The following is a 16017-nucleotide window of genomic DNA, read 5'->3' as shown; positions in this document are numbered from 1 at the left end:
AGCCGTCCACCCTTAAACGGAATGCCCTGCACCGCCCCGGCGGGCGCCCCGCTCCGGGGCGCCCGGCGGTCCGGTCCGCGCCCTCTCACATCAGCGGGGTCAGGAAGCGGCGCAGCCGCTCCTCGTACTCCTTGGGGTCCGCGTTCCACATGGCCCCGTGCGGGGCGTGCTCCACCGTGTGCAGGGCGACGAGGTCGGGGCGGCGGCGGGCGAGCCGGCGGGAGAACTCCCACGGGGCCACCCGGTCGTCGGGGCCGTGGACGATCAGGGTGGGTACGGCGAGCTCTGCGGGGTCGGCGGTCTCCGCGACCCGGTCGGGGTGCAGCCCGGCCCGGCCCTGGGCGGCCCGCACCGCGAGCGGCAGCAAGGGCTGCGGGGTGTGGCGGGCCTGGGCCAGGGCGCGCAGCGTGGCCTCCCAGCTGAGCACGGGCGAGTCGAGGACCAGCCCGGAGATGCGGTCGCGCACCGGTGAGTGCTCGGCGGCGCGCAGGGCCATGGTGGCGCCGGTGGACCAGCCGAGCAGGACGACCCGGCGGGCGCCGTAGCGGACGGCGTAGCGGATCGCGGCGTCCACGTCCCGCCACTCGGTCTCGCCGAGGTGGTTCAGCCCGTCCGGCGGGCGGGGCGCGCCGAGGTCGCCGCGGTAGGCGAGGGCGAGCACCGGCAGGCGGCGGCCGTGCAGGAAGCCGAGGACGTTCAGGGCGTGTTCGCGGGTGGTGCCGAGGCCGTGCACGGCGATCACCCAGGTGTCCCGGTGACCGGGCACGAACCAGGCGGGCAGGGCACCCAGCTCGCCGGGCACGTCGACGTCGGCGTGGTCGAGGCCGAGGGCGGTGGCCGGGTTGCCGACGTAGAGGTTGGGCGTGAGCCAGGCCGTGTCACCGGGGGCGAAGCTGCCGTGCGTGACGCGCACCAGGCGGCGTACGACGGTGTCGGCGGTGTGCGGGGCCGCCTCCAGGACGGAGCCGACGACCGCGTGGGAGCCGTTCCCGGCGAGGCCGTAGCTGCCGGGGCGCAGGGAGGCCAGATCGCGGGTGAGCGTGATCCGGTCGACGTCCGTGCCGTGCACGGTGAGGCGGGGCTCGGTGGGCAGCGGCCGGCCGGCGGGCGCCTTCAGCGCGGCGTCGCTGGCGAGCCGGCCGGCGGCCACGGACGCCACACCGGCGGCGAGAACCGCGGTGATTGCGGTGGCGGTCGCTCTGACGGTGCGCACGGGTCCAGTGTCGTGGTGGTTCCCGCCACCGGCCAGCGGAAGGGTGGGGGCGGGCGGCCGGAGCGGGGGCGCGAGACGGCGCGGCAGCGCCGGCCAGGGGCCTCGTGGCGGGGCGCCGGCGCGGCGGGCCACGGGCAGCCGACTCAGGAAGGAGCGGCGGGCCGAAGCGAGCCGGGCGGGAAGGGGACGGTGCGCGGGACTGGGCAGCAAGGGGTCACCTCCGTTGGCCGTACCCCTTCAAGCGTTCCCCGACCTCGGCCAGTTGTGCCTCGGTCAGCAGGGAAGGGCTGAGGCCGGGCACGGTGGACGCCGTCAGCCACAGGCGGCACATCCACTCCAGCTGGGCGGTGCGGTCGTAGGCCTGGTCGAGGCCGGCGCCGTAGGTGATCGTGCCGTGGTTCTGCAGCAGGCAGCCGGAGCGGCCGGTGAGGGCGCGGAGCATGTTCTCGGCCAGCTCGTCGCTGCCGTAGGTCGCGTAGGGGGCGACCCGTACGGGACCGCCGAGGGCTGCCGCCATGTAGTGGACCAGCGGAAGCTCCGGCACGAGCGTGGAGACCGCGGTCGCGTGCACGGCGTGGGTGTGGACGACCGCGCGGGCGTCGGTGGTGCGGTAGACGGCGAGGTGCATGGGCAGCTCGCTGGTCGGCACCAGCGTGCCGAGCACCTGGCGTCCGTCGAGGTCGACTCCGGTCAGGTCGTCGGGGGTGAGCCGGTCGTAGGGGACGCCCGACGGGGTGACGAGCACGAGGTCTCCGACGCGTGCGGAGACGTTGCCCGAGGTGCCTACGACCAGTCCGTCGGCGACCGAACGGCGTGCCGTCGCGACCAGTTCCGCCCAGACCCGCGCGTGCTCCGTGTCCCCGTGCCACCGCTGTTCAGCCATGCCCGCGATCCTGCCAGCCGAAGGTTCCGGGGGCGGACCGGTCGTCCGCATCGGGCCGGAAGTCGTGCCACCGAACGGGCGGATGTCGGGGCGAATCACCACGCGTCTACGCCGATCCGGTGAGCGCCCGACCTTCAATGGTCCCTCTTGCCCGCCGGACACCGTCCGTCACCCCGGGGAGACACATGGCCCGTGAACGCACCCCTGCCCGTCGCCGCGCAGGTGCCCTCGCCGCGGCCACGGCGGCGCTGGCCCTGACCGGCACCGCGACTCTCCAGACCGGAACAGCGACCGCCCTCACGGGCACCGCGACCACGCTGACCGGCACCGCGACGGCTCAGTCCGGCACCGCGGCCACCGTGACCGGCACCGCGACCGCTTCCACCGGCACCGCGACCGCCCCGACCGGCGCCGCGGCCGACCGGTCCGTCCTGCCCCCCTGGGCCGGGGCCGTCACCGACCGGTCCGACCTGCCCGCCCGGGCCGCGCGCCCGCCCCGGGGCCCCGACGTGTCGTCCTACCAGAAGCACGTCGACTGGCCGGCGGCACGCACCGAGGGCGCTCGGTTCGTCTACGTCAAGGCGACCGAGTCCACGGACTACCGCAACCCCTACTTCCACCGGCAGTACACCGGCGCGCGCACGGTCGGCCTGATCCGGGGCGCGTACCACTTCGCGCTTCCGGACCGGTCCTCCGGCGCCCGCCAGGCCGCCTACTTCGTGCGGCACGGCGGCGACTGGCGGGCGGACGGCTGGACCCTGCCGCCCGCGCTCGACATCGAGGACAACCCGTACAGCAGGGAGCTCACGTGCTACGGGCTGGGCCAGGGGAGGATGGTCCGCTGGATCCGCTCCTTCAGCGACGAGATCGAGCGGGAGACCGGCCGCCGCCCGGTGATCTACACGACGACCCGTTGGTGGCGGCTCTGCACCGGCGACAGCCGCGCCTTCTCCACGACGCACGCCCTGTGGATCGCCCGGCACGGCACCTCGCGGCCGGGGAAGCTGCCCGGCGGATGGCGGTGCTGGACGTTCTGGCAGTACGACACCGACGGCGGGCTGCCGGGTGACCAGAATCTCTTCAACGGGTCGGCGAGCCGGCTGCGGGACTTCGCGCGAGGCCGGTAGCCCAAGGGGCGCCTGGGGCCACCGGTCCAAGCGGAACCGCACCCACGCGTTGCCGACACCGCGACGCCTGCCTCAGTTCATCTTCCGTTCACCCAGGTTGCCTACGTTCATCCAGCCAATGACCTCGAACGATTGCCTGGGTAAATGGAAAGCTTCTCGCTGATCCTCGCGATTGTGGTGGTAACCGCACTCGCGTTTGATTTCACGAACGGTTTCCACGACACCGCCAACGCGATGGCCACCACCATCTCGACAGGCGCCCTGAAGCCCAAGATCGCGGTGGTCATGTCCGCCGCGCTCAACCTGGTGGGCGCCTTCCTCTCCGTGGAGGTCGCGAACACGATCTCCAAGGGTCTCGTCGACGAGACCGGCATCCGGCCCGAGGTCATCTTCGCCGCCCTGGTCGGCGCGATCCTCTGGAACCTGCTGACCTGGCTGGTGGGCCTCCCCTCCAGCTCCTCGCACGCCCTGATGGGCGGTCTGATCGGCGCCACCGTCGCCTCGGCCGGCTTCGGTGCCGTGCACGGCGACGTGCTGGTCACCAAGGTGCTGCTGCCGGCGGTCGCCGCGCCGGTCGTGGCGGGCGTCGCCTCGATGCTGGCCACCCGCTTCTCCTACGGCGTCGGCGGCAAGGCCGAGGGCGAGGCCACCCGCAAGGGCTACCGCGCCGGGCAGATCGCCTCCGCCGGCCTGGTCTCCCTGGCCCACGGCACCAACGACGCCCAGAAGACGATGGGCATCATCACCCTCGCGCTGATCGCGGGCGGCGCCATCGCCCCGGGCTCCAACCCTCCCACCTGGGTGATCCTCTCGGCCGGCCTGGCCATCGCGCTCGGCACCTACATCGGCGGCTGGCGCATCATCCGCACCATGGGCACGGGCCTGACCGAGCTCGAGCCGCGCCAGGGCTTCGCCGCCCAGACCAGTGCCGCGACCGCCATCCTGGCCTCCTCGCACCTCGGTTTCTCCCTCTCCACCACGCACGTCGTCTCCGGCTCGGTGATGGGCGCGGGCCTCGGCCGCAAGGGCGGGGTGGTCCGCTGGTCCACCGCGACCCGCATGGCCGTCGCCTGGGTGCTCACCCTCCCGGCCGCCGCGCTGGTCGGCGCCGGCGCCGAGTCCGTCACCGACCTCGGTGACTGGGGCACCGCCGTCGTCGCCGTCTTCCTGGTCGCCTCGAGCGCCGCGATCTGGAAGATCTCCCGGCGGGAGGTCGTCGACCACACCAACGTCGTCGCCGACACCGAGGAGCCGGCCGGCGTGGTGACCACCGCCATCGCCGCGGTGACCCCGCCTCCCGCGGGCCAGATCACCGAGGACCTGAAGGCCACGATCGCGGCTCCGGCCCCCGCCGAGCCCGCGGCCCCGGCCGTCCCGCCGGCCGCCACCGTCTGACCCCGGTCACCCCGGTTACTGAAGGAAGCATCCCCATGAAGATCGACTGGGCGGCCCTCGGCTCCGTCTTCGGCGTCAGCCTCGCCTTCACGGTGGGCCTGGTGGCCCTCTTCACCCTCGGCATCAACGGTCTGGCCCGGCGTGAGAAGGCCGCCGCCCAGGGCGACTCCGCCGCCCTCGCCGTCACCGGCGCCTACGTCTGCTTCGCGGCCTGCGCGGCGGCGGTGGCGTACGGCATCTACCTGATCGTGGCCAAGGCCTGATCGAGCATCACGAAGGCTCCCCTCCGTCGGCGACGGAGGGGAGCCTTCGCCGTGCCCAGGGGCCACGGACGCCCCACTGTGTGGGGATCGGCACACTCTCCCCGTCCAGGTCAACGGCAAGTTGACGGCCCTTCCGGGGCCGTGGTGGACTGCCCACGCCATGTACGGCGGCAGGAGAGGAAGCCGGTGCGAATCCGGCGCGGTCCCGCCACTGTCACCGGGGAAGAACTTCCCGGGAGCCAGGAACTCTCACCGCCGAATCTCGTCGAACCAGGGCGCGGACACCCTGAGTGAGGACCTGTATCGCCATGCTCGGCTGCCGTTCGAGGACCACTACCAGGCGCACTCCCGCTCCCACGGCCGGCTGAGCCGATGGGTGCCGATCGCTCCTACGCGTACGGCGCCGCCGCCGGCCTTCTCGGTGACCTGCTCCTCGGCGATCCGCGCCGCGGGCATCCGGTGGCCGTGTTCGGGCGGGCGGCCGCGGCCGTGGAACGCGCGTTGTGGCACGACCACCGCGGCTGGGGTGCGCTGCACACCGCCGTGTGCGCCGGAGGCGCCGTCGCCCTCGGCTCGGTGGCCGCACGCGCCGTACGCCCCTCCTCCGCCGCCTCCGCCGCGCTGACCGCCGCGGCCACCTGGGCCGTCGTCGGCGGCACCTCGCTGGCCCGCGAGGCCCGCACGATCGGCCGCGCCCTCGAAGCCGGGGACGTCGAGGCCGCCCGGGCCCGGCTGCCGCACCTGTGCGGCCGGGACCCGCAGGCGCTGGACGCCGACGGGATCGCCCGGGCCGTGGTCGAGTCCGTCGCCGAGAACACCTCCGACGCCGTCGTGGGCGCCCTGGTGTGGGGTGCCGTGGCGGGCGTGCCCGGGCTGCTCGGGTTCCGCGCCGTCAACACCCTGGACGCGATGGTCGGTCACACGTCGCCCCGCCACCGGCGCTACGGCTGGGCCTCCGCGCGCCTGGACGACGTCGCCGGCTGGCCGGGGGCCCGGCTGACCGCCGTGCTCGCCGCCCTCGCCGGCCCCGATCCCCGCGGTGCCGTACGGGCCTGGCGGGACGACGCGGCCAAGCACCCGAGCCCCAACGCCGGTCCCGTCGAGGCGTCGTTCGCGGGGGCGCTGGGGGTGCGGCTGGGCGGCACGCTGTCGTACGGCGGCCGGGTCGAGCACCGCCCCGTGCTCAACGGAGCGTCCGGACGCGCCGTTCGGGTCACCGACATCGACCGGGCCGTACGGCTCTCCCGCCGCGTCGGCCTGCTCGCGCTCGGCGTCACCGTCGCCGCGCGCCGACTCGTGAAGGGACGTGGGAAGTGAACGGGGGTCTCCTCGTCGCCGGCACCACCTCCGACGCCGGCAAGAGCGTCGTGACGGCCGGGATCTGCCGGTGGCTCGTGCGCCAGGGCGTCAAGGTCGCGCCCTTCAAGGCGCAGAACATGTCCCTCAACTCGTTCGTCACGCGGGAGGGCGCGGAGATCGGGCGGGCCCAGGCCATGCAGGCCCAGGCGTGCCGGATCGAGCCGACCGCGCTGATGAACCCGGTGCTGCTGAAGCCGGGCGGCGAGCAGAGCAGCCAGGTGGTGCTGCTGGGCAAGCCGGTCGGCGAGCTGAGCGCGCGCGGCTACCACGGCGGGCGGCAGCAGAGGCTGCTCGGCACGGTGCTGGACTGCCTGGCCGAGTTGCGGGGCACGTATGACGCGGTGATCTGTGAGGGGGCGGGCTCGCCAGCGGAGATCAATCTGCGCCGGACGGACATCGTGAACATGGGGATCGCGCGCAACGCGCGGCTGCCCGTGCTGGTGGTGGGGGACATCGACCGCGGGGGCGTCTTCGCCTCCTTCTTCGGCACGGTCGCCCTGCTCTCCCCGGAGGACCAGGAGCTGATCGCCGGCTTCCTGGTGAACAAGTTCCGCGGCGACGTCTCCCTGCTGGAGCCGGGCCTGGAGATGCTGCACGGCCTCACCGGACGGCGCACCTACGGCGTCCTGCCGTTCCGGCACGGGCTCGGCATCGACGAGGAGGACGGACTGCGTGTCTCGCTGCGCGGCACCGTCCGCGAGTCCACCGTGGCCCCGCCCGTCGGCGAGGACGTGCTGCGGGTCGCCGTGTGCGCGATCCCGCTGATGTCCAACTTCACCGACGTGGACGCGCTGGCCGCCGAACCCGGAGTCGTGGTGCGGTTCGTGGACCGCCCGGAGGAGCTGGCGGACGCGGACCTGGTCGTCGTACCGGGCACGCGCGGCACCGTACGGGCGCTCGAGTGGCTGCGCGCGCGGGGCCTCGCCGACGCACTCGTACGGCGGGCCGCCGAAGGGCGCCCGGTCCTCGGCATCTGCGGCGGCTTCCAGATCCTCGGCGAGCACATCGAGGACGAGGTCGAATCGCGCGCCGGCGCGGTCGACGGGCTCGGGCTGCTGCCCGTGCGGGTGCGGTTCGCCCGCGAGAAGACCCTCACCCGGCCGGTGGGCGAAGCCCTCGGCGAGCGGGTCGAGGGGTACGAGATCCACCACGGGGTGGCCGACGTCCTGGGCGGTCAGCCCTTCCTGGACGGCTGCCGGGTCGGCCAGACCTGGGGCACCCACTGGCACGGTTCGCTGGAGTCGGACGGCTTCCGGCGGGCCTTCCTGCGCGAGGTGGCCGCCGCCGCGGGCCGCCGCTTCGTGCCCGCGCCGGACACCTCCTTCGCCGCGCTGCGCGAGGAGCAGCTCGACCGGCTCGGCGACCTGATCGAACAGCACGCGGACACGGACGCGCTGTGGCGGCTCATCGAGTCGGGCGCGCCGCAAGGACTGCCTTTCATCCCACCGGGAGCGCCCGCATGAGCACAGTGTTGTTGTTGTCGACCGCCGACACGGATCTGCTGGCGGCCCGGGCCTCCGGCGCGGACTACCGCATCGGCAACCCGACCCGGGTGGACGTCGCCGGGGAGCTGCCGGGCCTGCTCGACGGCGCGGACCTCGCCGTCGTACGGCTGCTGGGCGGCAAGCGCGCCTGGGAGGAGGGGCTGGCCGCGCTGAAGGCGGCCGGGATCCCCACCGTGCTGCTGGGCGGCGAGGCCGTGCCGGACGCCGAGCTGATGGCCGAGTCGTCCGTGCCGGCCGGTGTGGTGGCGGAGGCCCTGAAGTACCTGGTCGAGGGCGGCCCGGCGAACCTGCTGGAGCTGTCCCGGTTCCTGTCGGACACCGTGCTGCTGACCGGCGAGGGGTTCGAGGAGCCACGGAAGATGCCGGAGTACGGCGTCCACGGCTCGTACGAGGTCCGAGACGGCCGTCCGACCGTGGGCGTGCTCTTCTACCGGGCGCACGAGCTGAGCGGCAACACCGCCTTCGTGGACACCCTGTGTGCGGCGATCGAGGCGAAGGGCGCCAACGCCCTGCCCGTCTACTGCGGTTCGCTGCGTGGCGCGGACTCCGGGCTGTACGAGCTGCTGGGCCGGGCCGACGCGCTGGTCGCGACCGTGCTCGCGGCCGGCGGCACCCACGCCTCGCAGGCCTCGGCGGGCGGTGACGAGGAATCCTGGGACATCGGCGCGCTGGCCGACTTGAACGTCCCCGTGCTGCAGGGGCTCTGTCTCACCTCCTCGCGGGCCGCCTGGGCGGAGTCGGACGCCGCCCTCTCCCCCATGGACGCGGCGATGCAGGTCGCGATCCCGGAGTTCGACGGCCGGCTGGTCACCGTGCCGTTCTCCTTCAAGGAGCAGGGCCCGGACGAGGTCCCGGTGTACGTGGCCGATCCGGAGCGGGCCGCGCGGGTGGCCGGGATCGCCCTCGGGCACGCGCGGTTGAAGCACAAGCCGAACGCCGAGAAGAAGATCGCGCTGGTCTTCACCGCGTACCCGACCAAACACTCCCGGGTCGGCAACGCGGTCGGCCTGGACACGCCCGCGTCGGCGGTGCGGGTGCTGGACGCGCTCCGGGACGCCGGGTACGCGCTCACCGAATACCCCTCCGGCGGCGACGAGTTGATCCACCGGCTGATCGAGGCGGGCGGCCACGACGTCGAGTGGCTCACCGAGGACCAGCTGGCCGCCGCGCCCGCGCGGGTGCCGCTGGCGGACTACCGCGCCTGGTTCGGGAAGCTGGACCCGGAGCTGCGGGACGCGATGACCGAGGCGTGGGGCGAGCCGCCGGGCAGCCTGTACGTCGACGGTGAGGACATCGTGCTCGCCTCCCTGCAGTTCGGGAACGTCGTCGTGATGATCCAGCCGCCGCGCGGCTTCGGCGAGAACCCCATCGCGATCTACCACGACCCCGACATGCCGCCCTCGCACCACTACATGGCGGCCTACCGCTGGCTGGAGAACAGTTTCGGCGCGGACGCGATCGTGCACATGGGCAAGCACGGCACGATGGAGTGGCTGCCGGGCAAGGGCCTCGGCCTGAGCGCGGGTTGTGCCCCGGACGCCGTCCTCGGCGACCTGCCGCTGATCTACCCGTTCATCGTGAACGACCCCGGCGAGGGCACCCAGGCCAAGCGGCGCGGCCACGCCACGGTGGTGGACCACCTGGTGCCGCCGATGGCCCGCGCGGACACCTACGGCGACCTGGCCAAGCTGGAGCAGCTGCTCGACGAGTACGCGCTCGTCTCCGACCTGGACCCGACCAAGGCCCCGGCGGTGCGCGCCCAGATCTGGACGCTGGTCAAGGCGGCCGAGCTGCACCACGACCTGCATGTGGCCGAGCAGCCGGACGACGACGAGTTCGACGAGTTCGTCATGCACATCGACGGCTACCTCTGCGAGATCAAGGACGTGCAGATCCGCGACGGCCTGCACATCCTGGGCGGCGGTCCGGTGGGCGAGCCGCGCGTGAACCTGGTGCTGGCCGTGCTGCGCGCGTCCCAGGTCTGGGGCGGACAGGCGAACGCCCTGCCGGGGCTGCGGTCCTCGCTGGCGGCGCACTTCGGGCTGGACGAGAAGGAGCTGCTGGGCGAGCCCGGCGCCCCGGTGAAGGTGCCGGTGGAGCTGACCGACCTGGTGGCGGGGCCGGCGCGTACCGCCTCCGACGCGATCGACCTGCTGGAGCAGCTGTGCCGGCGGATCGCGGAGGGCATGGAGCAGCGGGCCTGGGAGCGCGCGGCCGTCCCGGCCGTCCTGTCGGACGTGCTCGGCGCCGAACTGCCGGCCGCGCTCGCGGTGCTGGAGTTCGCCTGCGACGAGGTCGTCCCGCGGCTCGCGCGGACCACGGACGAGATCGGGCACATCCTGCGGGCGCTGGACGGCGGTTACGTCCCGGCGGGTCCGTCGGGCTCCCCGACCCGCGGCCTGGTGAACGTCCTGCCGACCGGCCGGAACTTCTACTCCGTCGACCCCAAGGCCATTCCGTCCCGGCTGAGCTGGGAGGTCGGGCAGTCGCTGGCCGACTCGCTCGTGCAGAGGTATCTGCAGGACACCGGCGCGTACCCGCGGTCCGTCGGCCTCACGGTGTGGGGCACGTCCGCGATGCGCACCCAGGGCGACGACATCGCCGAGATCCTGGCGCTGCTGGGCTGCCGTCCGGTGTGGGACGACGCCTCGCGCCGGGTCACCGGCTTCGAGGTGGTCCCGCTCGAGGAGCTGGGCCGTCCGCGCATCGACGTCACGGTCCGTATCTCCGGGTTCTTCCGGGACGCGTTCCCGCACGTGGTCGGGTTGATCGACGACGCGGTGCGGGCCGTGGCCGAGCTGGACGAGCCGGCGGAGCGGAACTTCGTGCGGGCGCACGCCGACGAGGACATCCGCGAGCACGGCGACCGGCGGCGCGCGACGGCCCGGATCTTCGGCTCGAAGCCGGGCGCGTACGGCGCCGGCCTGCTGCCGCTGATCGACGCCCGCAACTGGCGCTCCGACGCGGACCTGGCCGAGGTGTACGCCGTCTGGGGCGGCTACGCCTACGGGCGCGGGCTCGACGGGCGGGCGGCGCGCGGCGACATGGAGACCGCGTTCAAGCGGATCGCGGTCGCCGCGAAGAACGTCGACACGCGCGAGCACGACCTGGTCGACGCCGACGACTACTTCCAGTACCACGGCGGCATGGTCGCCATGGTCCGGCACCTGACCGGCGCCAACCCCGAGGCGTACGTCGGCGACAGCGCCGTACCTGACCAGGTGAAGACCCGCACGCTCGGCGAGGAGACGCACCGGGTGTTCCGGGCCCGCGTGGTCAACCCGCGCTGGATGGCGGCCATGCGCCGGCACGGTTACAAGGGCGCCTTCGAGATGGCGGCGACCGTGGACTACCTGTTCGGCTACGACGCCACGGCGGGCGTGGTCGACGACTGGATGTACGAGAAGCTCAGCGCTGAGTACGTCTTCGACCCGGAGAACCGGGACTTCATGAAGACGTCCAACCCGTGGGCGCTGCGCGGCATCACCGAACGGCTCCTGGAGGCGGCCGACCGCGGCCTGTGGGCGGAACCGGACGCGGACACGCTGGAGCGGCTGCGCGCCACCTACCTGGAGCTGGAAGGCGACTTGGAGGGCGACGACCAGTGACCACCCCCTTCCCTTTCACGGCCGTTGTCGGCCAGGACGACCTGCGGCTCGCGCTGCTGCTGAACGCCGTCTCGCCGGCGGTCGGCGGGGTGCTGGTGCGCGGCGAGAAGGGCACGGCCAAATCGACGGCCGTGCGCGCGCTGTCGGCGCTGCTGCCCGAGGTGGCCGTGGTCCCCGGCTGCCGGTTCTCCTGCGACCCGGCGGTACCGGACCCGTCCTGCCCCGACGGTCCGCACGAGCCGGGGCCGGGCGCGCACCGGCCCGCCCGGATGGTCGAGCTGCCCGTCGGCGCCTCCGAGGACCGGCTGGTCGGCGCCCTGGACATCGAGCGGGCCCTCGCGGAGGGCGTGAAGGCGTTCGAGCCGGGCCTGCTGGCCGACGCGCACCGCGGGATCCTGTACGTCGACGAGGTCAACCTGCTCCACGACCACCTGGTCGACCTGCTGCTGGACGCGGCGGCGATGGGTGCCTCGTACGTGGAGCGCGAGGGCGTCTCCGTGCGGCACGCCTCGAAGTTCCTGCTGGTCGGCACCATGAACCCCGAGGAAGGCGAGCTGCGCCCGCAGCTGCTGGACCGGTTCGGGCTGACCGTGGAGGTCGCCGCCTCGCGGGAGCCGGACCAGCGGGTCGAGGTGGTGCGGCGCCGGCTGGCGTACGACGACGATCCGGCCGGCTTCGCCGCACGCTGGGCGGAGGAGGAGGCCGCCGTACGGCAACGCATCGTGGCGGCACGTCAGTTGCTGCCGCAGGTGCGGCTGGGCGACGGCGCGCTGCGGCAGATCGCGGCGACCTGCGCGGCCTTCGAGGTGGACGGCATGCGCGCCGACATCGTGATGGCGCGTACGGCGACCGCGCTGGCCGCGTGGGCCGGGCGGACCGACGTGCTCGCCGAGGACGTGCGGCAGGCCGCGCTGCTCGCGCTGCCGCACCGCAGGCGCCGTAACCCCTTCGACGCGCCGGGGCTGGACGAGGACACGCTGGACGAGACCCTGGAGCAGTTCTCCGGGGAGGACGAGGGCGACGACGATCCCGATCCCGACGGACCCGGCGGGGGCGGCGGCCGGCCGCAGCCCGACTCCGGCCCGCAGGGCGGCGGAGACACCTCCGCCCGCCCGGAGGCCGGTGAGGGCGGCGAACCGCAGACGTCCGGTTCCCGGGAGCAGTCGGCCGTCCGGGCCGCCGAACCCTTCCGTACCAAGGTGCTGAGCGTCCCCGGGATCGGCGAGGGCGCCGCAGGGCGGCGGTCGCGGGCCCGCACCGAGCACGGGCGGACGACCGGCGCCCGGCGGCCCCGGGGCGCGCTGACCAAGCTGCACCTGGCCGCCACCGTGCAGGCGGCGGCTCCGCACCAGCGGGCGCGCGGCCGGTCCGGGCCGGGGCTGGTGATCCGCCGGGACGATCTGCGGCAGGCGGCCCGGGAGGGGCGTGAGGGCAACCTCGTGCTGTTCGTGGTGGACGCCTCGGGGTCGATGGCGGCGCGGCAGCGGATGAGCGCCGTGAAGGGCGCCGTGCTGTCGCTGCTGCTCGACGCCTACCAGCGGCGGGACAAGGTGGGGCTGGTGACGTTCCGCGGGTCCGGTGCGGAGGTGGCGCTGCCGCCGACCTCGTCCGTGGACGCCGCCGCCGCGCGGCTTCAGTCGCTGCCGACCGGTGGCCGTACGCCGCTGGCGGCCGGGCTGCTCAAGGCGCACGAGGTGCTGCGCGTGGAGCGGCTGCGGGACCCGGCGCGGCGGGCGCTGGTCGTGCTGGTGACGGACGGGCGGGCCACCGGCGGCCCGGAGCCGGTCGCGCTGGCCGGCCGCGCGGCTCGGCTGTTCGCGGCCGATCAGGTCGCCTCGGTGGTCGTGGACTGCGAGTCGGGGCCGGTGCGGCTGGGGCTCGCCGGGCAGCTCGCGGGTGAGCTGGGCGGTACGGCGGTGACGCTCGACGAGTTGCGGGCGGACTCGATCGCCGGGCTGGTGAAGGACGTGCAGAGGAGGGCCGCGTAATGCCGCAGGGACAGCCGAGTGTGGTGCCGGACGACGGTCTGACGACCCGGCAGCGCCGGAACCGGCCGCTGGTAGTGGTGCACACGGGCGTGGGCAAGGGAAAGTCCACCGCCGCGTTCGGGCTCGCGCTGCGTGCCTGGAACCAGGGGTGGCCGATCGGGGTGTTCCAGTTCGTCAAGTCGGCGAAGTGGAAGGTCGGCGAGGAGAACGCCCTGCGGGTGCTCGGCGCCTCCGGCGAGGGCGGGACCGTCGACTGGCACAAGATGGGCGAGGGCTGGTCCTGGGTCCAGCGCGACGCCCAGATGGACAACGAGGAGAAGGCCCGGGAGGGCTGGGAGCAGGTCAAGCGGGACCTGGCCGCCGAGACGTACCGGTTGTACGTGCTGGACGAGTTCGCCTACCCGATGCACTGGGGGTGGGTGGACACGGACGAGGTCGTGGACGTGCTGCGGAACCGGCCCGGTACCCAGCACGTGGTGATCACGGGGCGCAACGCCCCGGAGAAGCTGGTGGACTTCGCCGACCTCGTGACCGACATGTCCAAGGTCAAGCACCCCATGGACGTGGGACAGAAGGGCCAGAAGGGCATCGAGTGGTGACATCGTCGGTGCCTCGGCTGGTCGTCGCCGCGCCCTCCTCGGGCAGCGGCAAGACCACCGTCGCCACGGGGCTGATGGCCGCGTTCGCCGCGCGGGGACTCGCCGTGTCCCCGCACAAGGTCGGGCCGGACTACATCGACCCCGGGTATCACGCGCTGGCGACCGGGCGGGCGGGGCGCAACCTGGACGCGTACCTGTGCGGTCCTGAGCTGGTCGCTCCGCTGTTCCTGCACGGGGCGCGGGGGTGCGACATCGCCGTCGTCGAGGGCGTGATGGGGCTGTACGACGGGGCGGCGGGCGAGGGCGAACTCGCGTCCACCGCCCATGTGGCCAAGCTGCTGCGGGCGCCGGTGGTGCTGGTCGTGGACGCGTCGTCGCAGTCGCGGTCGGTGGCGGCGCTGGTGCACGGGTTCGCCTCCTGGGATCCGCAGGTGCGGGTCGGGGGCGTCATCCTGAACAAGGTGGGGTCCGACCGGCACGAGTCGCTGCTGCGGGAGGCCCTGGACGCGGCGGGGGTGCCTGTTCTGGGCGTGCTGCGGCGGGTTGATCAGGTGGATACGCCGTCCCGCCATCTGGGCCTGGTACCGGTCGCCGAACGGCGCTCCGACGCGATGGACGCCGTCGGGGCGATGGCTGCGCAGGTGGAGCGCGGGTGCGACCTCGACGCTCTGCTGGGACTGGCACGCAGTGCGGGAGACCTGTCCTGCGCTCCGTGGGAACCTCCCGTGGCCACGACGGGGACACGTGAAGTGGTCGCCGTCGCCGGCGGGCCCGCGTTCACCTTCTCCTACGCCGAGCACACCGAACTGCTCACCGCCGCCGGTGCCGAGGTCGTTCCCTTCGATCCGCTGCGGGACGAGCAGCTGCCCGAGGGAACGGCCGGGCTGGTCATCGGGGGCGGATTCCCCGAGGTGTACGCCGGTGAGCTGTCCGCCAATGAACCCCTCCGCAAGGCCGTCGCCGAACTGGCCCTGAGCGGCGCCCCGGTGGCCGCCGAGTGCGCCGGTCTGCTCTACCTGTGCCGCGAGTTGGACGGGCAGCCCATGTGCGGGGTGCTCGATGCCACCGCGCGGATGACGGAACGGCTGACCCTGGGCTACCGGGACGCCGTGGCGGTCGGGGACAGTGTGCTGGCCGTCGCCGGGACGCGGATGCGGGGGCACGAGTTCCACCGCACGGTCGTCGAGCCCGGGGCCGGGTCCGCCCCGGCCTGGGGGGTGCGGGGTCCCGTGCGGCGGGTCGAAGGTTTCGTACAGCAGGGCGTGCACGCGAGTTATCTGCACACGCACTGGGCGTCGCAGCCCGGTGTCGCCCGTCGGTTCGTGGAGAGGTGCCGGACGTCATGAGCAGCAGGCTGGTCGGAGTCGGGGTCGGTCCCGGGGATCCGGAGCTGGTGACCGTCAAGGGGGTCAACGCCCTGCGCGCGGCCGATGTCGTCGTCGTCCCCGTGATGGACACGGGCGAGCGGGGCCGGGCCGAGGCGACCGTGTTGCACTACGTGCCCGAGGACAAGGTCGTCCGGGTGGTGTTCGCGTTGAACGAGCGGACCGACCGGGCGCGCCGGGAGGCCGCGTGGGACGCGGCGGGCGAACGGGTCGCCGGGCTGCTGCGGCGGCACGCGTGCGTCGCCTTCGCCACCATCGGCGACCCCAACGTGTACTCGACGTTCACCTATCTCGCGCAGACGATCATCGAACTGGTGCCGGGTGTCGTGGTGGAGACCGTGCCCGGCATCACCGCCATGCAGGATCTCGCGGCGCGCTCCGGTGCCGTGCTGACCGAGGGCACCGAGCCGCTGACGCTGGTGCCGGTCACCGCGGGGTCGGCCGTGCTCAAGGACGCCCTGGCCGGGCCCGGGACCGTGGTCGCGTACAAGTTCGGGCGGCAGGCCGCCGAGGTCGCCGAGGTGCTGGCGGAGACCGGGCGGCTCGGGGACGCGGTGTGGGGGTCGGCGCTGGGGCTGCCGGAGGAGTCGGTGCGGCCGGCCGCCGAGCTGGACGGGGCGCCGTTGCCGTACCTGTCGACGCTGATCGCCCCGCCCCGGCGCGACGGCGGGCGGGGCGGGAAGCTGTGACGC

12 protein-coding genes and 1 riboswitch are annotated in these 16017 nt (G+C 73.8%); of the genes, 10 read left to right on the top strand and 2 right to left on the bottom strand.

All coding sequences use genetic code 11. The annotated features are described in order from the left end of the window. Positions 1-85: 85 nt before the first annotated feature. Together ACIHEJ_RS14170 and ACIHEJ_RS14165 are read right to left on the bottom strand one after the other, a co-directional pair. On the bottom strand, positions 86-1213 hold the full coding sequence (locus tag ACIHEJ_RS14170; protein WP_400135067.1) for an alpha/beta hydrolase: 1128 nt from the start codon (positions 1211-1213) through the stop codon (positions 86-88). Between the two features lie 214 nt (positions 1214-1427). Then, a complete protein-coding gene (locus tag ACIHEJ_RS14165; RefSeq protein ID WP_400135066.1) occupies positions 1428-2096 on the bottom strand; it encodes a class II aldolase/adducin family protein in 669 nt (222 codons plus the stop codon). A gap of 185 nt (positions 2097-2281) precedes the next feature. Between ACIHEJ_RS14165 and ACIHEJ_RS14160 the strand changes: the two genes are divergently transcribed. The 10 genes from ACIHEJ_RS14160 (at position 2282) to cobI (ending at position 16014) form a co-directional block, all read left to right on the top strand. After that, positions 2282-3223, top strand: coding sequence for a lysozyme (locus ACIHEJ_RS14160; protein WP_400135065.1), 942 nt, complete (start codon positions 2282-2284; stop codon positions 3221-3223). 144 nt (positions 3224-3367) lie between these two features. Then, positions 3368-4618 (top strand): anion permease, encoded by a 1251-nt coding sequence (locus ACIHEJ_RS14155; protein WP_400135064.1) that lies wholly within the window; start codon positions 3368-3370, stop codon positions 4616-4618. Positions 4619-4653: 35 nt separating this feature from the next. Continuing rightward, positions 4654-4881: a hypothetical protein gene (locus ACIHEJ_RS14150; protein WP_400135063.1), complete on the top strand. Its 228-nt coding sequence runs from the start codon at positions 4654-4656 to the stop codon at positions 4879-4881. A 128-nt stretch (positions 4882-5009) separates the two neighbouring features. Next, a riboswitch (cobalamin riboswitch) is annotated at positions 5010-5153 on the top strand. 100 nt (positions 5154-5253) lie between these two features. Continuing rightward, positions 5254-6198, top strand: a complete 945-nt coding sequence (locus ACIHEJ_RS14145; RefSeq protein WP_400135062.1) for a cobalamin biosynthesis protein — start codon at positions 5254-5256, stop codon at positions 6196-6198. Continuing rightward, on the top strand, positions 6195-7703 hold the full coding sequence (locus ACIHEJ_RS14140; protein WP_400135061.1) for a cobyric acid synthase: 1509 nt from the start codon (positions 6195-6197) through the stop codon (positions 7701-7703). The genes ACIHEJ_RS14145 and ACIHEJ_RS14140 overlap by 4 nt, the downstream gene beginning before the upstream one ends. Further along, a complete protein-coding gene (gene cobN / locus ACIHEJ_RS14135; protein ID WP_400135060.1) occupies positions 7700-11353 on the top strand; it encodes a cobaltochelatase subunit CobN in 3654 nt (1217 codons plus the stop codon). The genes ACIHEJ_RS14140 and cobN overlap by 4 nt, the downstream gene beginning before the upstream one ends. Beyond that, a complete protein-coding gene (locus ACIHEJ_RS14130) occupies positions 11350-13341 on the top strand; it encodes a putative cobaltochelatase (protein ID WP_400135059.1) in 1992 nt (663 codons plus the stop codon). The genes cobN and ACIHEJ_RS14130 overlap by 4 nt, the downstream gene beginning before the upstream one ends. Beyond that, positions 13341-13940, top strand: a complete 600-nt coding sequence (cobO, locus tag ACIHEJ_RS14125) for a cob(I)yrinic acid a,c-diamide adenosyltransferase (RefSeq protein WP_228623965.1) — start codon at positions 13341-13343, stop codon at positions 13938-13940. Before ACIHEJ_RS14130 ends, cobO begins: the two co-directional genes overlap by 1 nt. Further along, positions 13937-15286 carry a cobyrinate a,c-diamide synthase gene (locus tag ACIHEJ_RS14120; RefSeq protein ID WP_400135151.1) on the top strand — a complete coding sequence of 450 codons (1350 nt, stop codon included), beginning with the start codon at positions 13937-13939 and terminating at the stop codon, positions 15284-15286. Before cobO ends, ACIHEJ_RS14120 begins: the two co-directional genes overlap by 4 nt. Continuing rightward, the gene (gene cobI / locus ACIHEJ_RS14115) at positions 15283-16014 is read left to right on the top strand and encodes a precorrin-2 C(20)-methyltransferase (RefSeq protein ID WP_400135058.1); all 732 of its coding nucleotides are present in this window, start codon (positions 15283-15285) and stop codon (positions 16012-16014) included. Before ACIHEJ_RS14120 ends, cobI begins: the two co-directional genes overlap by 4 nt. The last annotated feature ends 3 nt before the right edge of the window (positions 16015-16017 follow it).

It is taken from the genome of Streptomyces sp. NPDC052301, assembly GCF_044593395.1.
In the GTDB taxonomy this organism is placed as follows: Bacteria; Actinomycetota; Actinomycetes; order Streptomycetales; family Streptomycetaceae; genus Streptomyces.
This window is presented reverse-complemented; position numbering and strand designations above follow the sequence as displayed.

Coding starts and splice junctions, on each gene's coding strand:
- ACIHEJ_RS14165 (WP_400135066.1), bottom strand. CDS start 2,096: ATGGCTGAACAGCGGTGGCACGGGGACACGGAGCACGCGCGGGTCTGG.
- ACIHEJ_RS14160 (WP_400135065.1), top strand. CDS start 2,282: ATGGCCCGTGAACGCACCCCTGCCCGTCGCCGCGCAGGTGCCCTCGCC.
- ACIHEJ_RS14155 (WP_400135064.1), top strand. CDS start 3,368: ATGGAAAGCTTCTCGCTGATCCTCGCGATTGTGGTGGTAACCGCACTC.
- ACIHEJ_RS14150 (WP_400135063.1), top strand. CDS start 4,654: ATGAAGATCGACTGGGCGGCCCTCGGCTCCGTCTTCGGCGTCAGCCTC.
- ACIHEJ_RS14145 (WP_400135062.1), top strand. CDS start 5,254: ATGGGTGCCGATCGCTCCTACGCGTACGGCGCCGCCGCCGGCCTTCTC.
- cobN (WP_400135060.1), top strand. CDS start 7,700: ATGAGCACAGTGTTGTTGTTGTCGACCGCCGACACGGATCTGCTGGCG.
- cobO (WP_228623965.1), top strand. CDS start 13,341: ATGCCGCAGGGACAGCCGAGTGTGGTGCCGGACGACGGTCTGACGACC.
- cobI (WP_400135058.1), top strand. CDS start 15,283: ATGAGCAGCAGGCTGGTCGGAGTCGGGGTCGGTCCCGGGGATCCGGAG.